The organism is Marinobacter goseongensis, assembly GCF_023156235.1.
GTDB classification, from domain to species: Bacteria; Pseudomonadota; Gammaproteobacteria; order Pseudomonadales; family Oleiphilaceae; genus Marinobacter; species Marinobacter goseongensis.
In genome coordinates, this window is record NZ_JAKZAI010000031.1 from 1 (window position 1) to 18,228 (window position 18,228).

The window sequence follows — 18,228 nt, forward strand, 5'->3', positions numbered from 1 at the left end:
ATCAGCTATGGCATTGCTGCTGTAGGCCTAGCCTACACGATCAACAGCGACACCAGTGGTGATGGGGTGTTCGTGCAAGGAGATGCCTATTACTACGCCTCTGTTGGGGTGCCTCTGCAGGACAGCTACAGTGCCGGTGCGACAGCTTAATAAAATGGAGTTTTTTCATAGGTGCACCCTTCTGGGTTAGATGAAGAGACGTATATAGCTGTTCCGGAAAAAGGCTTTCGAAAAGCTACTGATCCAAAACATGAACAATTAGACACCTTGAAACTGAAACGAAACTGAATTTTTTGGCCTGGTCGCTCCGGCCTTGATTCACGTCAGTTTTTATTCCCGCCTGGCGGCAAAAGCCCCGGGCCCCTGCCTCCGCGGCGACAAAGACTTGATAATTGTCACGCTGCACTATCCGAACCCCAAGCCCTGCTTCCAGACCGCAATCGACCAATACACGTGTCTGGCCGGTTTCAACCTGGAGCCGGTCGCGGTCTCCGTTCCACCCGGGAACGTGATGTTCATCTGCGCTCATCCTCCGCCTGATTGAGAAAATGCCGGATCGGTGCCCGGAAATCAGAGCGCTGCTTCAGTGGATGATCAGAGGTCGTCCATTCGTCCGACCTGACGGGCCAGTCGCATCGATTCGTTCTGTTCCATGGTTAACAAAGCCTGGAACAGTTCCCTTGCCTCGGGAATCTCCGCCCGGTCCGCCATGGCTTTATAGAGGTCGGCGATCTGATCATGAAAGTCGAATACCTCCCGGCAAATACCCTGGAAATCAAGCTTTGCGTACGGCTCATCACAGGTACGGTGAGTTTTGACGGGATTATGCGAAAGGTAATCAAAGACTCTTGTTTCTAGCGCCCTGGAATCCCCCTGACGTTCAAACTCGCTCACGATCCGCTCCATTTCGGACTCATGGGCCGCCAGATAGTCCAGCAGTGCCCGGGCCCGCTCCTCTTCATTTTTTGTCGCACAGTGGGACAGACAACTCGCCAGGTGTGAGTGCAGATCCCGCGTCCAGTCAATCAATTCACCAAAGGTTCTGATATGCATTTCGTTGTCCCCGCTTTGTTTGGGTTGATGGCTTTGTTTGGGTTGATGATTGCCAGCCCGGTATAAGATTCCCTGTTCGAAGTAAAACCCTGCAATCTGAACTCACCCTGAAAACCAGCAAAAGAAAGTAAAATTCCGGCCCTGGCACTCGTTAATATGATTTGCATCAATCCCATACCACACCGGGGGCGGCAACTCATACTGTGCTGAACCGAAACTGAACAATCGCCACTAACTGATCCGGATCTGACAGGAGTCAAGTCTGGATCATTTCATGGACACTCAATACCTTACTGCTTGACATGTGAGTGGCTCAGAGGTTTTATGATCCGATGCGGCTTCATCGCCGGGCCACAGGGCCGGCCAGACCGGCTATCCATTCATATTCACCGGCAGTGCCGGCGGCGCCGTTAGTGAGGCATCAAACCGCCTGAAAGCCTTGTGGCTGAGCTGCTGTTTTGTCCTCGGGTTCAGCGTGGTTTTCGTGGCGCTGGGCGCAAGCGCCAGTCTTCTGGGGCAATGGCTGATGGCCTACCGGCAGGAAGCCAATCTGGTGGCGGGCCTGCTGATCGTGCTGATGGGCCTGTTCATGCTGGGCTGGTGGAGCATGCCGGCGCTGCAACGGGACTGGCGCCTGGGGCAAACGCTCGAGGGAGGACGCCCTGCATCGGCCCGATACTCGGAGCCATACTGGCGCTCAGTTCCACCCACGCCAACGCAGAAACGGGCATGTTGTATCTCGCAGTGTATTCGCTCGGCCTGGCACTCCCGTTTCTCGGAACCGCGCTGTTCATCGAGCATTTTCGCAAGCGAGTGCGCGGATTCAGCCGCTGGAGCAGGCCGCTAAGGGCACTGGCGGGACTGGTATTGATCATCATGGGCATAATGGTGCTAACCGGCCAGATGACCTGGTTCGCCACCTGGATGCTGTCGACCTTTCCCGTGTTGGGAAGGCTTGGCTAGTGTCCCAGGTCGGCTGGAAGCCGGTAGAGCCTTGTTGCGCCTTCCCCGGCCTTACTATCTCCACCTCGGCTTCCTACCGAGAAAAAGAACAGCCCGCCGCTCCCATAGGCCGGCTTCGCCGAGCGGGGTATGGATACCCTGGATCTTCCCAGAACCGATGGCGAGCCCGGGTTTGCGTCCAGCCAGTCGATAGCGACGACATCCCTGGGACCTGCGGCCTCCGCAGGGCTCGGGCGCTGCGCGATACCCACCATGGGGCGCGAAACCCTATCCGTCCCTCCGGTGCCGCCGACAAACGGGTTACCCAGGGACAGGGTTCTTGTCGGACTGAAAATCAGTTCCGGGTTTACCTCAAACCGGATTTCCGAGCTGACAAGAGGGTCCATATCGTAGCTGAGCTGCAATTCCGGGCCATTGCCGGAATACACAGAGGCTTTACCGTCAAACGCACTTACAAAAGCCAGATCGCCGCTGTCTGTCTTGCCCAGAACCCGGGAGCCCAACACCCTGAAACCCGGCGTCAGGGCGCTGAATGTGTCATTGGCGCTTTTCGCCATCTTCTCTTGCCCCGGCATAACCGTGTAAATCTTTGACCCGAAGCCGTGCTCTGCCGTATAGGACTGCCCCAGAATGGTGTCACTCCGCCCATCCAGGTCGGTATCATGCACGCCCATCATCAATGGCGAAAACCCGACCAACATGGCTCGGTCCCCGTCAAGCCTGACAACAGAACCTGACACCCGGTAATCATCCCATTGGTTGACCAGCAGATAAAGCTCACCGGCACTGCTATACCAGTCCATGTAAATGATTCTCTCGCCACGTGGAATATCAACCACGGCGATTTCGCTTACAGAGCCATCGGAGCGCCCCGAAAAAAACCTGATTGTCTGCTTGTCTTCCAGTGCCACGACATAACGCCCCGGGATTTCATGGACCGCAATCGAACCTGCCCGGCCCGGCAACTCAAGAGCAAGCTCGGCCTCCGCCTCTGCCGCAACACGAAAACTCTCTTCCTTTGAGTATGAAGCTGCGCCGATATCAATCATCCCGACCAGCCAGGTTTGGTCATAGGTGACAACTACCCTGCCCTTGCTTATTAACTCGAACGTCAGAGAGGGCTCTGCCTTGCTTTCCTCATTTTCCCAGACCAGGCGTGGAAACATGGATTTCAGTTCTTCTTCCACGGGCCCGCTTTTTTCGGTTGTACTTTTAATTACGGCCGGCAAAGGGCCAAACCTCTCCACAACGGCATTTACACCAGGCATGGGCCCGGACAGCAGCTTGCCAACGAATTCTTCCGGATTAATCCGTAAAATACCGATTACGGACCGGCGGTCACTGACCAAACTGGCATCGCCGTTCTGAACGGGTTTTGCCGTAACGAAAACATCCCCCACCCCGACAACATTATCGCGCCGGTCTATGTAAACAAGACCTTCGTCCTTGTCGATCCGGCTGATCGCGGAAACAAAAGGGTCGAAGCGCTCACCTGCGAAACAGAGCTGTCCGGTTATTGTAAAAACAATTAAAACGACAAAACGAAAGATCCGGACGCTGGCACAGCTGATTACATTCGTCATACAGAGGCTCTTCGAAAGGAATAAGGTGCGAAGCGTCGGCTTCGCACCTTCTGGTCAGTTAAAACTTATACCTGACGCGGCCGGCAACATGCACAATGTCCTTATCACTCTGGCCGTTTTGAAGCGCGCCTTCCTCAAGTGCATCCACTGCATCTCCCGCAAGCAGATAAGCCGCTTCCGCCGCAATTTCCAGGGACGGATACGGAAGATAGCTCACCCGTCCACCGAACTCCAGGCCCAGATCTTTTGATGAACTCCCGTCAGCCAGCGTAATGGCTTCCGCCAGCCGGTTGTACACCAGCATTCCACTGAGCTTCAGGTTAGGCCGGACCTTGTGATCGAGCTGGATCTTATTCAGGAAATAGCCCTTATCCAGGATATAAGGCGTCTCGGCGAAATAATCATCGTCCGTGAAATTTTCCTGGAAAATCATGCTGTCCGTCAGATCGACGTCCGTGGAGATGAACGCATCGAAATTGGAATCCTGCTCATTGCTGTCCCCTGATGCATACACCATTGTGTAGGTGACGGTATTGGGACCGAACTGCAGGCCAAGCTCGCCACGGCCCAGAAAGGTGGACAGGTCATAGCTGGTGTTCGGATTCACAGCCCCGTTTATAGGGTTGAAGTTAACACCTTCTATCGTTCCCGTCTGGGCGATGGCGGTACCCTTGAGGAAAAGCCGGCCTGCCGACGTCTCCCTGTTGTAGTCGAAGGTCGCGCCCAGGTTTGAGACTGAGTATTCCGAGTTATCAGCGATCAGCTTCAGCTCGTAGTTCCTGCTATTGATCTCGCCGACACCCTCTGCAACCTGATTGTTCATCTGGTACAGATAAAAAATTCCGGCGTTCAGGTTGGGCGAAAAGTGCTTATCCAGGTTCAGCGCAAAGTTATCAGCGCCATCCCAGCCCTCGTCTGCCGGGGAGTCGTTGGCGCCCTCGTTGGTGGAGTCACCACGCCCCCACAGAAGCTGATAGTCAATACCAGACTGAAGCTTCCCGGTCAGCACCGCAGCGGTTGCGGTCTCATTCCAGACATTGGCGTTAACCGAAACCGGCTGCAAGCCGATTTTCAGGCGCTGATCAACGGCGCCGGGCAAAGCAAAGTCGACGTAAGCCCAACGGGTCTCGACATTTACGCCGTCACCGGAAAAGTCGCCACCTGAACCCTCGCCGAAGCGAATGCCGCCGATTTCAGTTGCGTACACGCCCTTGACCATTCCATCGTCAGAGGCGGCGGTGAACCAGAACCGGTATTTTATCTCACCATAACTCTCGGTGGGATCGCTGTCTTTCAGCGTACCGCCACCCGAGTTTCCTGTTCTGAACCAATCCCTCTGATTGGTGTAGGCCTGAAACCGGTTGTTCATGTCGCCATGAAAATCAAATTCGGCCGCCATGACAGGGTTTGGAGCATACACTGCGGCTACTCCGAGAATCGCCAGGTAAAGCGGGCTGCGCTTAAGTTTCAGTTGCTTCATTGTGATCCCTCTATTATTAGTCGTCTTATTAGTCGTCAGAAGAGCTCAGCAAACGGACCTAATGGCCGGTCATTCCGCCGTGTCGCATACAGCAGGGCAACCAACCTCCTGATTGCAGGCAGGCCGCGACCAAGGAAACCTGAAACGAAGCTGAAAATCCAGAGGGCTTACGACTTATGTCTTAGACAGGACTGGCAACATGTCGGAGACAAAGGAGTTAAGGCGGTTTCTGGTGACCGCCTGGACGGTCACCTTTACAACAGATCGAATATCAGCGCGAAGGATAAGGGCTTGATGACCTCAATGGCCGGATTTCTCCGCCCCTTTCGATTTCATCGGCTGATCCTTCATCGACCCCTTCATTTCCTTCATCATTCCCATGCAGCCCTTCATGTCTCCATGCATCATCTGCATGTTTTCCTGCATGGCTTTCATATGGTCCTGCATCAGTTCCTGGCGCTTGGCAGGGTCCTGCTCCTGTTTGATCCGGCTCATCAGCGCCTGCATTTCTTCCATATTCTGCTGCATCGCCGCTGCTCTCTTCTGGTCCTGCTCATGATGCTTTGCATCGCGATGCTGATCGTGATCCGCCGCCAGGGCCGGCATGGAAAGCAGACCGGCAATGACAGTAGCAACAAGTGTCAGTCGTTTCATGGTGTTCTCCGTCCGTCGAGTAATTGGGAACTGCGATTGCGTCAGCAGGTGTCCCCCGCTGACCGGGCCAGATTCTGACCGTCTGCCTATAAGATAGTACAAGCTTCGGTCAAGGTGAAGCCAGCCAATACCAGGAGGGATCGGCCGGCTCGCCGGAACACTGCCAGGGGCCAATAAGATCTGACGACATATCACATAGGCGATTTAGGCCCTTAGTGCTGGGTGCGATGGCTTTAACCGGCCAGATAATTCAATTAGCTTTGTGGAGGCTAGCAACATTCCCAGAGTTGGGAAGACTTGGCTAGTATTCAATTGGAAATGGCGATTTCAACTTCGGCTGCCTGAAATTAATAGATTAGTTGGATAGATTATGCATTGTTCAAGTCGACTATCCCGTAGAGGCTGGTTCCTGTTTTTTTAATTTGGTCTGTCAGCTTTTTGCTGCATTTTTTTTTGGGAAATGATCCAGGTGCCTTTCTTTACAGGGATGATGGAGGCATCCCATGGTGCGGTAGTCTGGCTGTGCACGCGGGCGGCAATCGGTGATGCCAATATTGCACTATTTGCCTATGGCATTGCCGCCGCGGCAACTAAAGATGGCTTTTGGATACAGGGAGGGTGGCGCCGCCATGTTTTAGGAGTGTATTTTGCTACCGGTCTGCTTATAACGATAGTCTTTGAAGCATGGGCCACAGGCGCAGGCCAGCGCTGGAGCTACAATGATTCTATGCCCCTGTTACCCTTTATTGGCACAGGTATTGCGCCTCTAGTGCAGTGGATTATCGTTCCAACAGTCTCGCTCTTTGGTCTGCGTTGGCTCTATAGAGGCTGGCTTGATCTCAGACGTCAGGGCGGTGATTACTCTCGGCAATAAATAATGGGCTTCGGCCATCATGCAAACGGCCCTACAAACACTTGCGCAAATACACCCAAAAGGAGTGTGACAGTCAGCGCTATTATCAGTACGGCTTTCAACCAGATATCAGTTCTAGCCACCACGACATTCCCTTGCCTGTACATCGGCACAACGAGGCGCAGATAAACTGCCAGCGAGAGTACGCTATTGATGATCGCCACCACTGCCACCCAGGTGTACTGCACGTCGATGACTGCGGCAAACAAAAGGAACTTGCCGACAAAACCCGCCAATGGGGGAATCCCAACCAGCGATAGCAGAAAGATAACCATTGCGAGGCCAATAAGCGGCTGGGCGCGACCCAATCCGTCAAAATCGTTCAGAGTCCGTCCAGTACTGGCGGCAACGGCGAAAGCGCCCAGGTTCATGGCCGCATAGGCTGCGGCAAACAGGATGATGGATGGCAGCGCAAGCTCACTTGCGCCGACTGCGAGGATGCCCAGAAGAAAATAGCCGGATTGGGCAATCGACGAATAGGCAAGCAGCCGAATCACGTTAGTCTGAGCAAGCGCGGCCAGGTAGCCATAGGTCATGGTCAGAACAGCCAGACCGGCGATGATGGCGGTCCAACCACTTTCCGGGGGTAGATCGCGAACCACCTGAGCGAGTGCGAACAGAGCACCGATCTTGGGCACCACTGACAGGTAGGCCGCTATTGACAGTGGCCCACCCTCATAGGCATCTGGCGCCCAGAAATGGAATGGAACCAGCGAGGCTTTGTAACCCAGACCGACAACCACCGCCACGAACCCAAGAAGAACCGCCATTGGCATGGTATCCATACCAGGAAGATCCGCGAGTAACGTGGATCCCGCAGCGCCGAACCAGTAACTCAGGCCGAAAATCATGATCGCACCTGTGACCGAGGCGAACACGAAAAACTTCATGGCGGCCTCTGTGGCAGGGTCGGTATCCGGGTAGGCAACCAAGGCAAAGGTGGCCAGGCCAGTTAATAATGTACCCAATACAAGGAACATCGTATCACCCGCGCCTGCCAGAACGAGCGCGCCGATGGTGGCAAAGCAAAGCAGGCTGTAAACCGTGCCCTCTCGCACGGTGCCTCTCACATCCACTCTCGCCAAAAATATGGCGAGGATGGTGGCCGGCAGCAGAATGAGTTTGGCCCACACACTGAGGTCGTCAACCCGGAAACTGCCACCAAACACCGTTGTGTCCTCACCAATCAGACTGACGGTCAGACCCGTGGCAACGATCAGACCGCTAACGGCGACCAGCAGCGCAATTTGCGGCCTACGCAGCATTTCCGCGATCAGCGCACCGACAGCCGTCAACAGTACGGCAATTTCAGGAATCAACAGTGCAAGATCACGAGCCATCACAGTGCCAGCGCCGATGTAGTGCGGTGGATGATACCCAGCACCCAGGAGGGTGCCACGCCAGTGCCGACAGTGAGCACCAGCAATGGCCCCACAGCAAGCCACTCACGAGCGCTCAAATCAGGCATGGACTGCCAGCGCTGCCGGGGCTCGCCCAGAAAGGTTTCCCGCAGTGCTTTGAGAAACGTACCGGCAATAATGGCAATACCCAAAATCACAACCACCGCGGCAGGCGAAGCGCTTAAAGTGGCAAGAAATATCTGAAACTCGGCCGGAAAGTGCGCCAGCCCGGGCAAGCCCAGCGATGCAAAGGCCGCCAACACAAAGGTCCAGCCGAGCATTGGGACCGTCTTGAGCAACCCACCCAATTCGCCCATTTCACGGGTGTGGGCACGGTCCTGGATCATGCCCACCAGCAAGAACAAGGCACCGGTAACCAGTCCATGGCTGAACATCTGCAATACCGCACCATCCAAAGCAACAGTTCGCACCGAGGGATCCAGAGTTATTGCCGCCACGGCCACACCGACAATGACATACCCCATGTGGTTAACCGACGTATAGGCGACCAAGCGTTTCAGATCACTCTGGGCCAGAGCGGCAAAAGCCCCGTAGAGCGCGCTGACAACACCGAGAACAAGAACAACAACGCCCGCTTCACGGAACGCATCGGGGGTCATTTGCAGAGCAAATCGAACCAGCCCGTAAGTGCCGAATTTCAGCATGACGCCGGCGAGGATGACGCTGCCGACTGTCGGCGCCTGCACGTGTGCGGCGGGCAACCAGGTATGCAGGGGCACCGCGGGGATCTTTACCGCAAAGGTGATCAGCATAGCGATCAATGCCCACATGGCCGCCGCGCCCTCCAGGGGGGGATTCTCAATCCAGGCTCGCATGTCGAAGGTCGGTTCGGGGCTGCCCAGATAAAGCCCGAGGATAGCAAGCAGAAGCGGCAGACTTCCCAGCAAGGTGTATATAAAAAACATCAACGCTGCCCGTTGCCTGTCTTCGTGGCCCCACCCGGCGATCATGAAATACATGGAGACAAGGGAAACCTCGAAGAAGACGTAGAACAGGATACCGTCGAGGGCTGTAAAGGTACCGATAGACGCAGTTTCCAGAAGAAGTACCAGAGCAATATAGGCGCGCGGACGTTCACGAAGCGACGACGTATAGATCACAGCAACCAGGAAAAGAACAGCGCTCAACAGCACCAAAGGCAGACTGATCCCATCAACTCCAACCCGGTAGGCGGCACCGATGGCCGGTATCCATTGCAGCTCTTCGACCTGGGAAAAGCCTGCTCCGCTCGCACCCTGAAACCACATGGACAGAGCACCGATCAGTGTAAGGGCGGCGGTAATAATCGCTATGACGTGTACCGTACGCGTTGCGGGCTTCGGAAGACACAGAATCAGCACCGCGCCGACCAGCGGCAAAAACAGGGTGAGCGAGACAAGTGGTAACATGAATATGGGTTTCCTCTAAAAGCTCGTCGATGAAGCAAAAAGCAGAACAGCCAATGTGACGGCGATTGCGACCGCACTGATCGCCAGGCTATGATGGATAAAGCCGCTTTGGAGGTTTCGGGCTAGCGCACCCAGTGCACGCACAGCCGCCACCAGGGCGAAAATCAGGCCGTCGATACGGCGTTCATCTCCAAACCGCACATAGGTCGCGACCCTCAGGCTCACCCTGCCCACGCAAAGTACAATCTTGAACAAGCCCCGCTCCGCTCGCTCGCTCGCAGAGGCAAGGAAGAGACCGGCGCGCCCAAGAGAAAGCACCGCTTCATACAGACGCCCTTCCAAACGCTCACATCCTCGGGCCACAGCCATTGCGGGCCTACCGACCCAGACCGTAAGCCCACCGCCAACGGAAAGTCCGCGTCGCGCCCACGGATAAACCGGCCCTAGCAGGCGGGGAGCCGGCACGAGCCAGCCCAGGCCGAGGCCGCACGCGGCAGCAAGAAGCCCAAGGAGCACGGCCAATGTGCCTGCGGTGACGGCGGGCAGATCAAGAACGGCCTCGATGGGGCCGAAGGCCAGGCCGAGAATCGTGGCAGGGACCGCCAACCCCCAAACGCCCAAAGTCATCCAGGCACTACCGGCAACCGGGCGGGTTTCTCCGGAGCCTCGCCATAGCAGGCACAAGGCCCGGGCCATATAGCCGCCGGTCAGCAGGGCACCGGCCAACGCCAGGGGGCCGAGCCAGGCGGTGCCCTGCGCAGACAGGGCGGCGGCGATTACCGCGTCCTTGGAAAAGAACCCACTCAGTGGCGGGATACCGGCCAGTGCCAGCGCTGCCAGCACAAAGCCGGCAAAAGTCCAGGGTCTGTCACGACCAACACCCTCCAACTGATCGAACCCGGTACCCCCGCGGGCATGCTGGAAGTCTCCGGCGGCAAGAAACAGGGTGCTCTTGATGGCGGCGTGGGCGAGCAAATGCAGGAGGGCCGCCAGCGGAACGCCGGCTCCAACCGCAACCAGCATCAAGCCATATTGACTGGCAGTGGAAGCGGCAAGCAGGCGTTTGAGATCACGCTCGGCAAGTGCAATAACTCCGGCCGCCACCGTGGTAACGCCGCCGACAAGTCCGACGACGAGCAACACCTCCGGTGTCAGCAGCGGGGCCGAACGGATCAGCAGGATGGCACCCGCCGCCACCAGGGTGGCCGAGTGCAGCAGCGCCGAAACCGGTGTCGGCCCCGCCATCGCGCGCATAAGCCAGTCCTGCAAGGGGACTTGGGCCGACTTACCCATGGCGGCCAGCAGCAACAAAAGCCCCGCGGCAGTCGAGGCACTGCCGCCGGCCTCCAGGGAGGCGGCAATCTCGCTGGTACCGGCCGACCCAATCAGCATAAATACCGCCACGTACAAACCCAGATCGGCGCTACGAGTGTAGAGGAAGGCGCGACCGGCGGCATCCGCGGCCTCGGGCCGCTGGAACCAAAAGCCAATCAGCAGGTAACTGCACAAACCGATCAACTCCCAGACCGCCAGCAACAGAACCCAGTCGCCGGCCAGCACCAGCGACTGCATAGCGGCCAGGAACAGGGACATTACTGCGTAGAAGCGGCACAGGCCGGACTCCCGCTTCATATATCCGACTGCATAAATCAGCACGAACGTGCCCACGGTGGCCACCGCCACCGCCAGCAGTGCTGTCATAGGTCCGGCGACCAATCGAAGTGGCATTTCCGGCAGACCGGGCAGAAGCAGGGTTTCGGTCTGCCCGCCGGCGACCCGGGCCAGTAGCCAGAGGCTGCCGCCCAGACTTAACGTCGCCCCGCCGAGGGCCATCGTCGCGAGGCCCCGGCGCAGAACCAGCAACGCCAGGGCGGCGATCAGTGGTGGCAATATCGGTAGAAGCACTGCACTCATCCTTTCAGGTCCCCGGCTTCTTCCATTTCAACCGAGCCCTTGGCCCGGAAACGCGCAATCGCGACACCGAAGCCAACCGCCATTTCGACCGCCATGACGGTCATCACCACCAGCACGAACATCTGGCCGGAGTAGCTTTCGGGGTGCAGAAAACGCCAGAAGGCGACCAAGTTCACCAACGCGCCTGCAAGAATCAGCTCCACCCCCATCATGATCATAACCAGATTGGTCTGGGACAACGCGCCATAAACACCAATGCCGCACAGGATTGCACCGGTTACAAGCGCCACGATCAGGACGAGAGTCATTCCGTATCCTCCTTGTCAGCACTATTGGCCGTCGTTTGCACCGGTATCGCCACCGCCGTGGCCGCAATCATCGCGGTCAAAATAGTGATACCGGCGGTTTCGAAGATCAGCATGGAGCGACCCAGCAATTCCATGCCCAGCGCCCGTGTCTGCATCGCCGCATCCGGCGCCTCGGCCGTTACAGGTCCCCAATCGGCCCAAAACGCGACCACTATCGCAACACCGGCAGCGACCACGCCAGCGCCAATTGAAAAGCGCTTCTGGTGGGTCATATCCATGCCCCCCATCCCGCCCGGGTCCATCATGAACATCACCATGAAAATGGCCATGATGCTCATCTCCGTCGCCATCATCATGATCTGCAGCACGCCCAGGAATTCGGTCTGCATCGCCAGGAACATGCAGCCGACGGCAGTCTGAGAAAACAACAGCGCCAGCGCGGAACGCACCATGGACGAGGTGCGAAACACCACCACGCCGAAGCCGATGGCGGCCAGCCCGAAAACGGCAACAAAAAAAGCCTGAGCGTACATTATGGAACCACCAGAACCAGTAAACCGACAACAATGATATTGAGCAGTGCCAGGGGAATCCCCAGGGTCCAGCACCACCGCATCAGATCCGCCTCGCGAATGCGCGGCAGATAGCGACCGGCCAGGAGCATCGACACGGCCACGGCCAGGGTCTTGATCAGGCTCCAGGCCCAGGGAGGCAGCAGCGGCCCATGCCAGCCGCCGAGGTAGAACACCGTGGTCGCGGAAGCCAGCGTGATCACCAGCGTCAGCCTGGCCAGGCGCAACACCCCCAGGCGCACGCCGGTGTATTCCGCGTCCACACCCCCGCCCAGTTCCCCGGGTGCGGTTGGCAGATCAAAAGGCGCACGAAACGCCAGCGCCATGGCGGCAATGAAAAACAGCACGAAACCAAGCGGCTGATAGACAATGTTCCACAAGCCGTCTTGGGAGCCAACGATCACCGTGGTCACCAGGGATTCGGCGCGCATCGCCACCGCAGTGATGGGCATGACAATAAGCATGGCGTAGGCGATGAGCTGGCCAAGGAATCGCCAGCCGCCGATCATGGCGTAGGCGCCATTCGGGCCCCAGCCGGCCATGATCAGCGCCACCAGCACATAGGCAAGCGCCGCGTTGATGAACAGCGCACCGGTAGCCAGATCCGCGATCACCAGGGTCGGCGCCAGAGGCAGAACCGCCGCGCCAAGCACCGCGACGATCAGCAGTAGCACCGGCGCCGTCTCGAAAAAGACCCGGTCCGGCGTGCGCGGTACAATGGATTCACGACCGAGGTGCGCCAGGCCGCTGAGTAGGGGCGCGGCCGGACGCAGGCGGCCCGTTGTCGTCCAGCCCTCGACCACGGCGAGCAGCCAGACGCTACCAAGCAACGCAAGCAACACGATGACGAAGTTCACGAGATCACCTCCCAGGGCGAAAGGTCAAGTGATCCGACCGCCACCAGTGCGTCGCCCAGTTCCCGGCCCTCGACAAGCTTTGCGACCAGGCCGATATGGTGACTGCAGGCGGTGTCCAACCTGTAGGATTTCACCTGGCCGTGTTCCAGAATCAGGCTCAGTTGAGCCTCGCCGCGCGGGGTTTCCACGGTGGCCTCACCGGTGCCTGATCCACGCCCGATGTTTCGCAAAACAGGTAGCCCCGGCTCCCCGGTTGCCTTGATGTAGTCGAGGCTCGTGATGATTTCGTCCAGGCGCTGCCACAGGCGCGCCCAGGCATCTCCGGCGTCGTCAGCAGCGCGCGCCACGGGGCCACTCAGGCCCGCAGTGCCCGATGGCAGTACGCCGATCCCCTTCAATCGCGATTTGAGCAAAGGCGTTCGCCCAAGACGAGCCGCCAATGCCTGCAGAGCGGGCGTCAGTTCCACAAGCCGTTTTCCACTGGCGCGGCGGATCTCCAGTTGCAGGGTTGCGGCACGATCCGTCAACCAGGCGAAGCCGAGCTGGCGCCCCGTTTGCGCCAGCCAACCCAGGTGACTGGCGATGCGCTCACATTCAAGCGCCACAGCCCGGGCCTGATCGGTTGCCAAATCGTTCTCCAGACCAGCCGCCCGCTCGATTGCCAGGCAGGCCAGCAGTCGGTAGCTCACGCTGGCCAGTGGCATGGCCGACGCCAGGCGCTCGATAAAGGTCTCGGCGTCGATCTCCTTGCCTTCTTCACTCTCATTGATCATGCCCACCAAGGATGTGGCCTGTCCTTCTGTTACGCCGTCACCGTCAAGAGTCAGCGTCAACTTGAGCCCACCAGGCAGACCGGGGAAAACCGGACCGAACGGCACCTCCATCCAGTCCATCGCCAACCCGTCGGCGCTACGAGGCAGGTCCTTGGTCACTTCAATCATGGACATGAATCCCGAGGCGCCGTGGTCATGCCCACCATGATCATGACCACTATGACCGTGACCTACATGATCATGGCCACCATGTTCGTGGCTATCATGACCGTGCTCACTGTGATCATGCCCCGAATTTTTCTCCTCCGCGTCGCCGTCGGACTCATCGTGCTGGTGCTTGTGTCCGTGATCATGATGGTTTTCGTGCGAGTGCTGATGACCCTCGTGCTGCTCGTGATCGTGCTCATGCGAATCATGATGGTCATGGCAGTGACCATGATGGTGTTCGTGTTCATGGTGTTCATGGTGTTCGTGCTGCTGCGCATGATCATGATGCTGGTGTTCGTGCTCATGGTGCCGGTGCTCGCGATGATCGTGCCCATGGTCATGCTCGGGGGCCGGCTCCCCTGCCTCCCGGGCGACCAGGTCCATGCCACACTTGGGGCAACTACCCGGCTCGTTCTGGACAACTTCCGGGTGCATGGGGCAGACATACTCTATCCTGGCGTGCAGAACAGGGGCGTCGAAATCCTCGGGGGAGTCTGAGAATGCGCCCTTGGCCAGCGCGCGCTTCAACCAGTCAACCGCGTCGATCAGACCGGCTTGCGAAACACCCGCGGAAAAATCAGGGTCCGGTAGCGTTGACGGCGTCTGTCCGCCCAAAATGACAATGGCTCGCGGCCTCGGCATCTGCGCATAGAGCACCGCCACGGCCTCGTTCATTTTCTCTGAAAGCTCGCCGATAATCAGGAGCACGCTCGCATCGCGAGGTGTCGCGGTGATGCGCATACCTGCCGCTGTCACATCCAGGCCATGGGACAGTGCCACTTCAGGCCCCGGGACGATCAGGCAGCTCAGGTTGCCCGCGAGAGCCCGGGAAACCCACTTCTGAAGTACCGTGAACCGCCCCTGCCGCTGGCGCGCGCCCGTAATGGTCATTGTTGGGTCAGAAATCATTGCCGCCTCAATGCCCCCTGACTCCAGCCGTAGAGCAGACCAAGAAAGAGAATGGCAAGAAACACGCCCATGTCATACAAAGCGACTAACCCTACTTCCCTGTATACAACAGCCCACGGGTACATGAACGCCATCTCCATGTCGAAGGCCAGAAACAGCAACGCGTAGCCGTAGTACCGTGCATGGTAGCGTCCCCAGACCGGGTCTCGAGACAAGGCTCCGGAACTCGCCGGCACATCCTTGCCCAGTTCCCGGTGTGCCGGGCCAATGGCACGGGCAAGCCCATACAGAGCCAGAACGGTAGCTGCAATGCTGAGCACCAGGGCAAGCAGCAGACTGTACTGCTCCAAAACACTCATCATCTAACCCTCAAGTCGCTCAACCGAATATGTCCTCCGATTATTTTCTCCAGAGACAAGATCAATATGGACTTAACTCGCTTCCTGGTTCCGCATGGGCGAAACGTACTTCCTGAGTGAATAGAGGCTGAATCACTCGCCCCTAGATATCCCTACTCCAGACCATGATGCTTCCCTTCGTATAACTTAACGTTCCTGATCTTGCCTCCTTCATTGATCAATTCGTAAGCGTTGCCGGACAAAGGCTTTATTTGATTGCAAGAATAATCGCGACCGTACACTGACGTGCAAAACCTACCGTCTTTCACCTCCCACGTTCCGATATAGTGGGTAAGGTTTCCCTGCTGTTCGCGATATTTGGTCATTCCATAGATCGAACCATCAGGATCATAGTACTCATGAAAAGTCCGAGTGCGGAAAGTGTCCTGAGCATCTCGGAATTCCATTTGCACCGTGTTTCCGACGACAACACTAGCAACATCTTCGCCCGAAAGAGCCTCTTCAGCGTGCAAAAATGGCACTTGCAAAAACATCAAACATACGAACAATTTTAGATTTCTTGCTTTCATCTCGTTGTCTCCCGGTTTCATTCAATAATTGTCGTCACATGGACGACAGCATTAATTCGTATCGTAGGATTGTGAAAAAGAGCTCAACGCATCAGTTGAATTGCAACACCCCATTTATTTCCCACTACGTTCAACAGGCCAGTCACTAAAAGCGATGAAGTAGAGAAGAACCAGATTGACGATGGGGATAAGTATCAAGACGCCCATCCACCCCGGATATCCCGTGCGCTGGCAAATACGCCGGGCCGGTATCACTACCACAATGCCAATCACCAGCATCCAGAGCCAGTGCCCGGCCCACATGGTGTTGCCAAACATGTTTTCCCCCATCGTGATACTGCCCTCCATGTTGAATTCCGATTACTGGTGACCGTGAGCATGGGATTCCTCGTGGCCGTTTTTTTCGGCGGCGGCAGCCCTTTTCAGGAAAAGCTGCCCGGATACCGCGATCACGATCATCGTGACAACCGCCACGCCAATGACAAACGGGTCGGTATTCAGTTTGACCCAGACAAAGCCGCCAAGCACGAGCAAATCCAGACCGATGGCCGTTGCCGGCACCCACGCCCTGGCCTTCACATCGTCGCGCAGGTAGCGAAGCACGCCCCAATGGATGGCAATGTCCATAACCAGGTAGAACACGATACCCAGGGCGGCAATCCGGGAGAGGTCAAAGAAGGCTGTCAGAGCCAGCCCCAGGACCACAGTGTAGACCAGCGTGTGCTTCTGGATGCTGCCCGGCATACCAAAATGACGGTGAGGGACCAGTTTCATTTCAGTCAGCATGGCAAGCATGCGCGAGACAGCAAAAATGCTGGCCAGAATGCCACCCGCGGTGGCCGTCATGGCAATGGCGACCGTGAACCAGAGGCCATAATCCCCCAGCGCCGGACGCGCGGCAGCCGCAAGGGAGTAATCCTGGGTCTTGATGATTTCCGCCAGGGACAGGTTGCTGGCCACGGCAAAACCGACCAGGGTGTAGATCACCACGCAGGCCGCGATGGAAATAATGATTGCTCGCCCCACATTCCGCTTAGGATCTATGACTTCGGAACCACTGTTAGTGATAGTGGTGAAGCCTTTGAAGGCAAGTATTCCAAGTGCCGTCGCACCCAGGAAATTGCCTGCGGTTCCGGCCTCGCCCGGGCTTGAGAAATCCACCGCCAGGCTGTCGGCAATCCAGACGCCCACCAGCCCGAAAACCAGTATACCGCCGATTTTCAGAAACCCGATAAAGGAAGCCACGCCCTGAATCATCCGGTTACCGAGCAGATTGGTCAGAAACGCCGCCAGGATCAGCGACACACCCAGAATGGACACCATGCGACCACTTTCATCACCACCGAACAGTTGCATGGTGTAGGAACCGAAAGTACGCGCGAGGAAGCTCTGGGCGATCACCATCGAGAAATACATCAGCAAGGCGTTGAACGCGGTCGGCAGCCGATTGCCATAGGCTTTGTAAAGGTACATGCCAATGCCCCCGGCTGACGGCCAGGCATTGGAAATCTTGACGTAGGAATAAGAACTGAAGCTGACGATCACCGCGGCCGCCAGAAACGCCAACGGGAAAAGAACCCCCGTCATCTGCGCCATTTGCCCGGTAAGGGCAAAGATACCGGCGCCGATCATGACGCCGGTACCCAGCATAACGGTTCCCGTGAGGGTGAGACTGCCTTCCTTGTAGAGAGTAGTTCTGTCCTGCTCCCTGCTCATCTAACCTCCAGCTATTTTCGTTTCATGGGCGGGATCTTTGAACAGCAAAACGGATCAAGTTTGGCATTGGCACGTACGTTATCATCTGTAAACCGGTACCACGCCAGTTTCCGTTTAGTCCACCACCCCCCCTTCAACCGACCGCCATGTGCTTCAATCGCCTCCAGCAACTCATCGGTGGACCAATGGGTTCCATCGAAGGTGACTTGCAGTTGGTTATTTGCCTTGCGTTCGGCAAAATCTACACAGGGATGATGGTTGAGTTCGTGAATAAAATCAAACCATTCGCCCTCTTCAATACCTTCAACGGCAAGTTTTCGGCGCAGCAGAAACTGCTCTTGGTTCGATGCTTTGTGTGCTTTAGTCATGGGAGAAACCTCTTAGCCTTATCATTTCCCCTCTATGACAACATGCGGACCTGAACTGCGACTGAAAATGGACACAGACTTTCGGTGGATTTGAGTTACATCAAATCATAGACGAAAAAGGGCCGTGGGTTTCCCCATGGCCCATCAGCATCAGAATGCGATTCGAGCGCCGATTACGGCAAACCAATCTTCTGTGCCGCCGCCGCTCGCCTCGGCCAGGT

At 57.0% G+C, this 18,228-nt stretch carries 18 protein-coding genes and 2 pseudogenes; 3 read left to right on the plus strand and 17 right to left on the minus strand.

Annotated features, from left to right (window positions below):
- Positions 1-594: 594 nt before the first annotated feature.
- Positions 595-1,053 (minus strand): ATPase, encoded by a 459-nt coding sequence (locus tag MLC70_RS16990; protein WP_117618265.1) that lies wholly within the window; start codon positions 1,051-1,053, stop codon positions 595-597.
- 400 nt (positions 1,054-1,453) lie between these two features.
- On the opposite strand from MLC70_RS16990, the pseudogene MLC70_RS16995 reads away from it, so the two are divergent.
- Positions 1,454-2,016 (plus strand): annotated as a pseudogene (locus MLC70_RS16995) (cytochrome c biogenesis CcdA family protein); the annotation flags it as partial.
- Here the strand turns inward: MLC70_RS16995 and MLC70_RS17000 are convergent.
- The 3 genes from MLC70_RS17000 to MLC70_RS17010 all read right to left on the minus strand — a co-directional run bounded on the left by MLC70_RS17000 (position 2,013) and on the right by MLC70_RS17010 (position 5,733).
- Positions 2,013-3,599 (minus strand): hypothetical protein, encoded by a 1,587-nt coding sequence (locus MLC70_RS17000; RefSeq protein WP_248185531.1) that lies wholly within the window; start codon positions 3,597-3,599, stop codon positions 2,013-2,015. The pseudogene MLC70_RS16995 and the gene MLC70_RS17000 overlap by 4 nt on opposite strands.
- 58 nt (positions 3,600-3,657) lie before the next feature.
- Positions 3,658-5,079, minus strand: coding sequence for a hypothetical protein (locus tag MLC70_RS17005; protein ID WP_248185533.1), 1,422 nt, complete (start codon positions 5,077-5,079; stop codon positions 3,658-3,660).
- A gap of 300 nt (positions 5,080-5,379) precedes the next feature.
- Positions 5,380-5,733: an EMC3/TMCO1 family protein gene (locus MLC70_RS17010; RefSeq protein WP_199453458.1), complete on the minus strand. Its 354-nt coding sequence runs from the start codon at positions 5,731-5,733 to the stop codon at positions 5,380-5,382.
- Positions 5,734-6,193: 460 nt separating this feature from the next.
- Between MLC70_RS17010 and MLC70_RS17015 the strand changes: the two genes are divergently transcribed.
- Positions 6,194-6,607 (plus strand): hypothetical protein, encoded by a 414-nt coding sequence (locus MLC70_RS17015; protein ID WP_248185535.1) that lies wholly within the window; start codon positions 6,194-6,196, stop codon positions 6,605-6,607.
- A 17-nt stretch (positions 6,608-6,624) separates the two neighbouring features.
- Here the strand turns inward: MLC70_RS17015 and MLC70_RS17020 are convergent, their stop codons facing one another.
- Genes MLC70_RS17020 through MLC70_RS17050 form a run of 7 tightly spaced genes read right to left on the minus strand, consistent with a single transcriptional unit; the run spans position 6,625 to position 14,047 of the window.
- A complete protein-coding gene (locus MLC70_RS17020) occupies positions 6,625-7,986 on the minus strand; it encodes an NADH-quinone oxidoreductase subunit N (protein ID WP_248185537.1) in 1,362 nt (453 codons plus the stop codon).
- Entirely contained in the window at positions 7,986-9,455 is a 1,470-nt protein-coding gene (locus MLC70_RS17025; RefSeq protein WP_248185538.1) for a complex I subunit 4 family protein, read from the minus strand. Before MLC70_RS17025 ends, MLC70_RS17020 begins: the two co-directional genes overlap by 1 nt.
- 15 nt (positions 9,456-9,470) lie before the next feature.
- Entirely contained in the window at positions 9,471-11,369 is a 1,899-nt protein-coding gene (locus MLC70_RS17030; protein WP_248185540.1) for an NADH-quinone oxidoreductase subunit 5 family protein, read from the minus strand.
- Positions 11,366-11,677: an NADH-quinone oxidoreductase subunit NuoK gene (nuoK, locus tag MLC70_RS17035; RefSeq protein ID WP_091855030.1), complete on the minus strand. Its 312-nt coding sequence runs from the start codon at positions 11,675-11,677 to the stop codon at positions 11,366-11,368. The genes MLC70_RS17030 and nuoK overlap by 4 nt, the downstream gene beginning before the upstream one ends.
- On the minus strand, positions 11,674-12,210 hold the full coding sequence (locus MLC70_RS17040) for an NADH-quinone oxidoreductase subunit J family protein (RefSeq protein ID WP_091855032.1): 537 nt from the start codon (positions 12,208-12,210) through the stop codon (positions 11,674-11,676). Before MLC70_RS17040 ends, nuoK begins: the two co-directional genes overlap by 4 nt.
- Complete coding sequence (locus tag MLC70_RS17045; protein WP_008169443.1) at positions 12,210-13,106, minus strand: complex I subunit 1/NuoH family protein; 897 nt, start codon at positions 13,104-13,106, stop codon at positions 12,210-12,212. Before MLC70_RS17045 ends, MLC70_RS17040 begins: the two co-directional genes overlap by 1 nt.
- Positions 13,103-14,047 (minus strand): Ni Fe-hydrogenase III large subunit, encoded by a 945-nt coding sequence (locus MLC70_RS17050; protein ID WP_248185542.1) that lies wholly within the window; start codon positions 14,045-14,047, stop codon positions 13,103-13,105. Before MLC70_RS17050 ends, MLC70_RS17045 begins: the two co-directional genes overlap by 4 nt.
- A gap of 27 nt (positions 14,048-14,074) precedes the next feature.
- Here MLC70_RS17050 and MLC70_RS17055 point away from each other — a divergent pair, with 27 nt between their 5' ends.
- Positions 14,075-14,584, plus strand: a complete 510-nt coding sequence (locus MLC70_RS17055) for a hypothetical protein (RefSeq protein ID WP_248185544.1) — start codon at positions 14,075-14,077, stop codon at positions 14,582-14,584.
- Here the strand turns inward: MLC70_RS17055 and MLC70_RS18780 are convergent.
- The 6 genes and pseudogenes from MLC70_RS18780 to MLC70_RS17080 all read right to left on the minus strand — a co-directional run.
- Positions 14,492-14,995: pseudogene (locus MLC70_RS18780) on the minus strand (hypothetical protein); the annotation flags it as partial. The gene MLC70_RS17055 and the pseudogene MLC70_RS18780 sit on opposite strands and share 93 nt — an antisense overlap.
- Positions 14,992-15,357 (minus strand): NADH-quinone oxidoreductase subunit A, encoded by a 366-nt coding sequence (locus MLC70_RS17060; RefSeq protein ID WP_248185546.1) that lies wholly within the window; start codon positions 15,355-15,357, stop codon positions 14,992-14,994. The gene MLC70_RS17060 and the pseudogene MLC70_RS18780, both read right to left, overlap by 4 nt.
- A gap of 149 nt (positions 15,358-15,506) precedes the next feature.
- Positions 15,507-15,923, minus strand: coding sequence for a hypothetical protein (locus MLC70_RS17065; RefSeq protein WP_248185549.1), 417 nt, complete (start codon positions 15,921-15,923; stop codon positions 15,507-15,509).
- 114 nt (positions 15,924-16,037) lie between these two features.
- Entirely contained in the window at positions 16,038-16,271 is a 234-nt protein-coding gene (locus MLC70_RS17070; RefSeq protein ID WP_248185550.1) for a DUF805 domain-containing protein, read from the minus strand.
- Between the two features lie 12 nt (positions 16,272-16,283).
- Positions 16,284-17,639: an APC family permease gene (locus MLC70_RS17075; protein ID WP_248185552.1), complete on the minus strand. Its 1,356-nt coding sequence runs from the start codon at positions 17,637-17,639 to the stop codon at positions 16,284-16,286.
- An 11-nt stretch (positions 17,640-17,650) separates the two neighbouring features.
- Positions 17,651-18,007, minus strand: a complete 357-nt coding sequence (locus tag MLC70_RS17080; RefSeq protein ID WP_092031100.1) for a hypothetical protein — start codon at positions 18,005-18,007, stop codon at positions 17,651-17,653.
- Between the last annotated feature and the right edge of the window lie 221 nt (positions 18,008-18,228).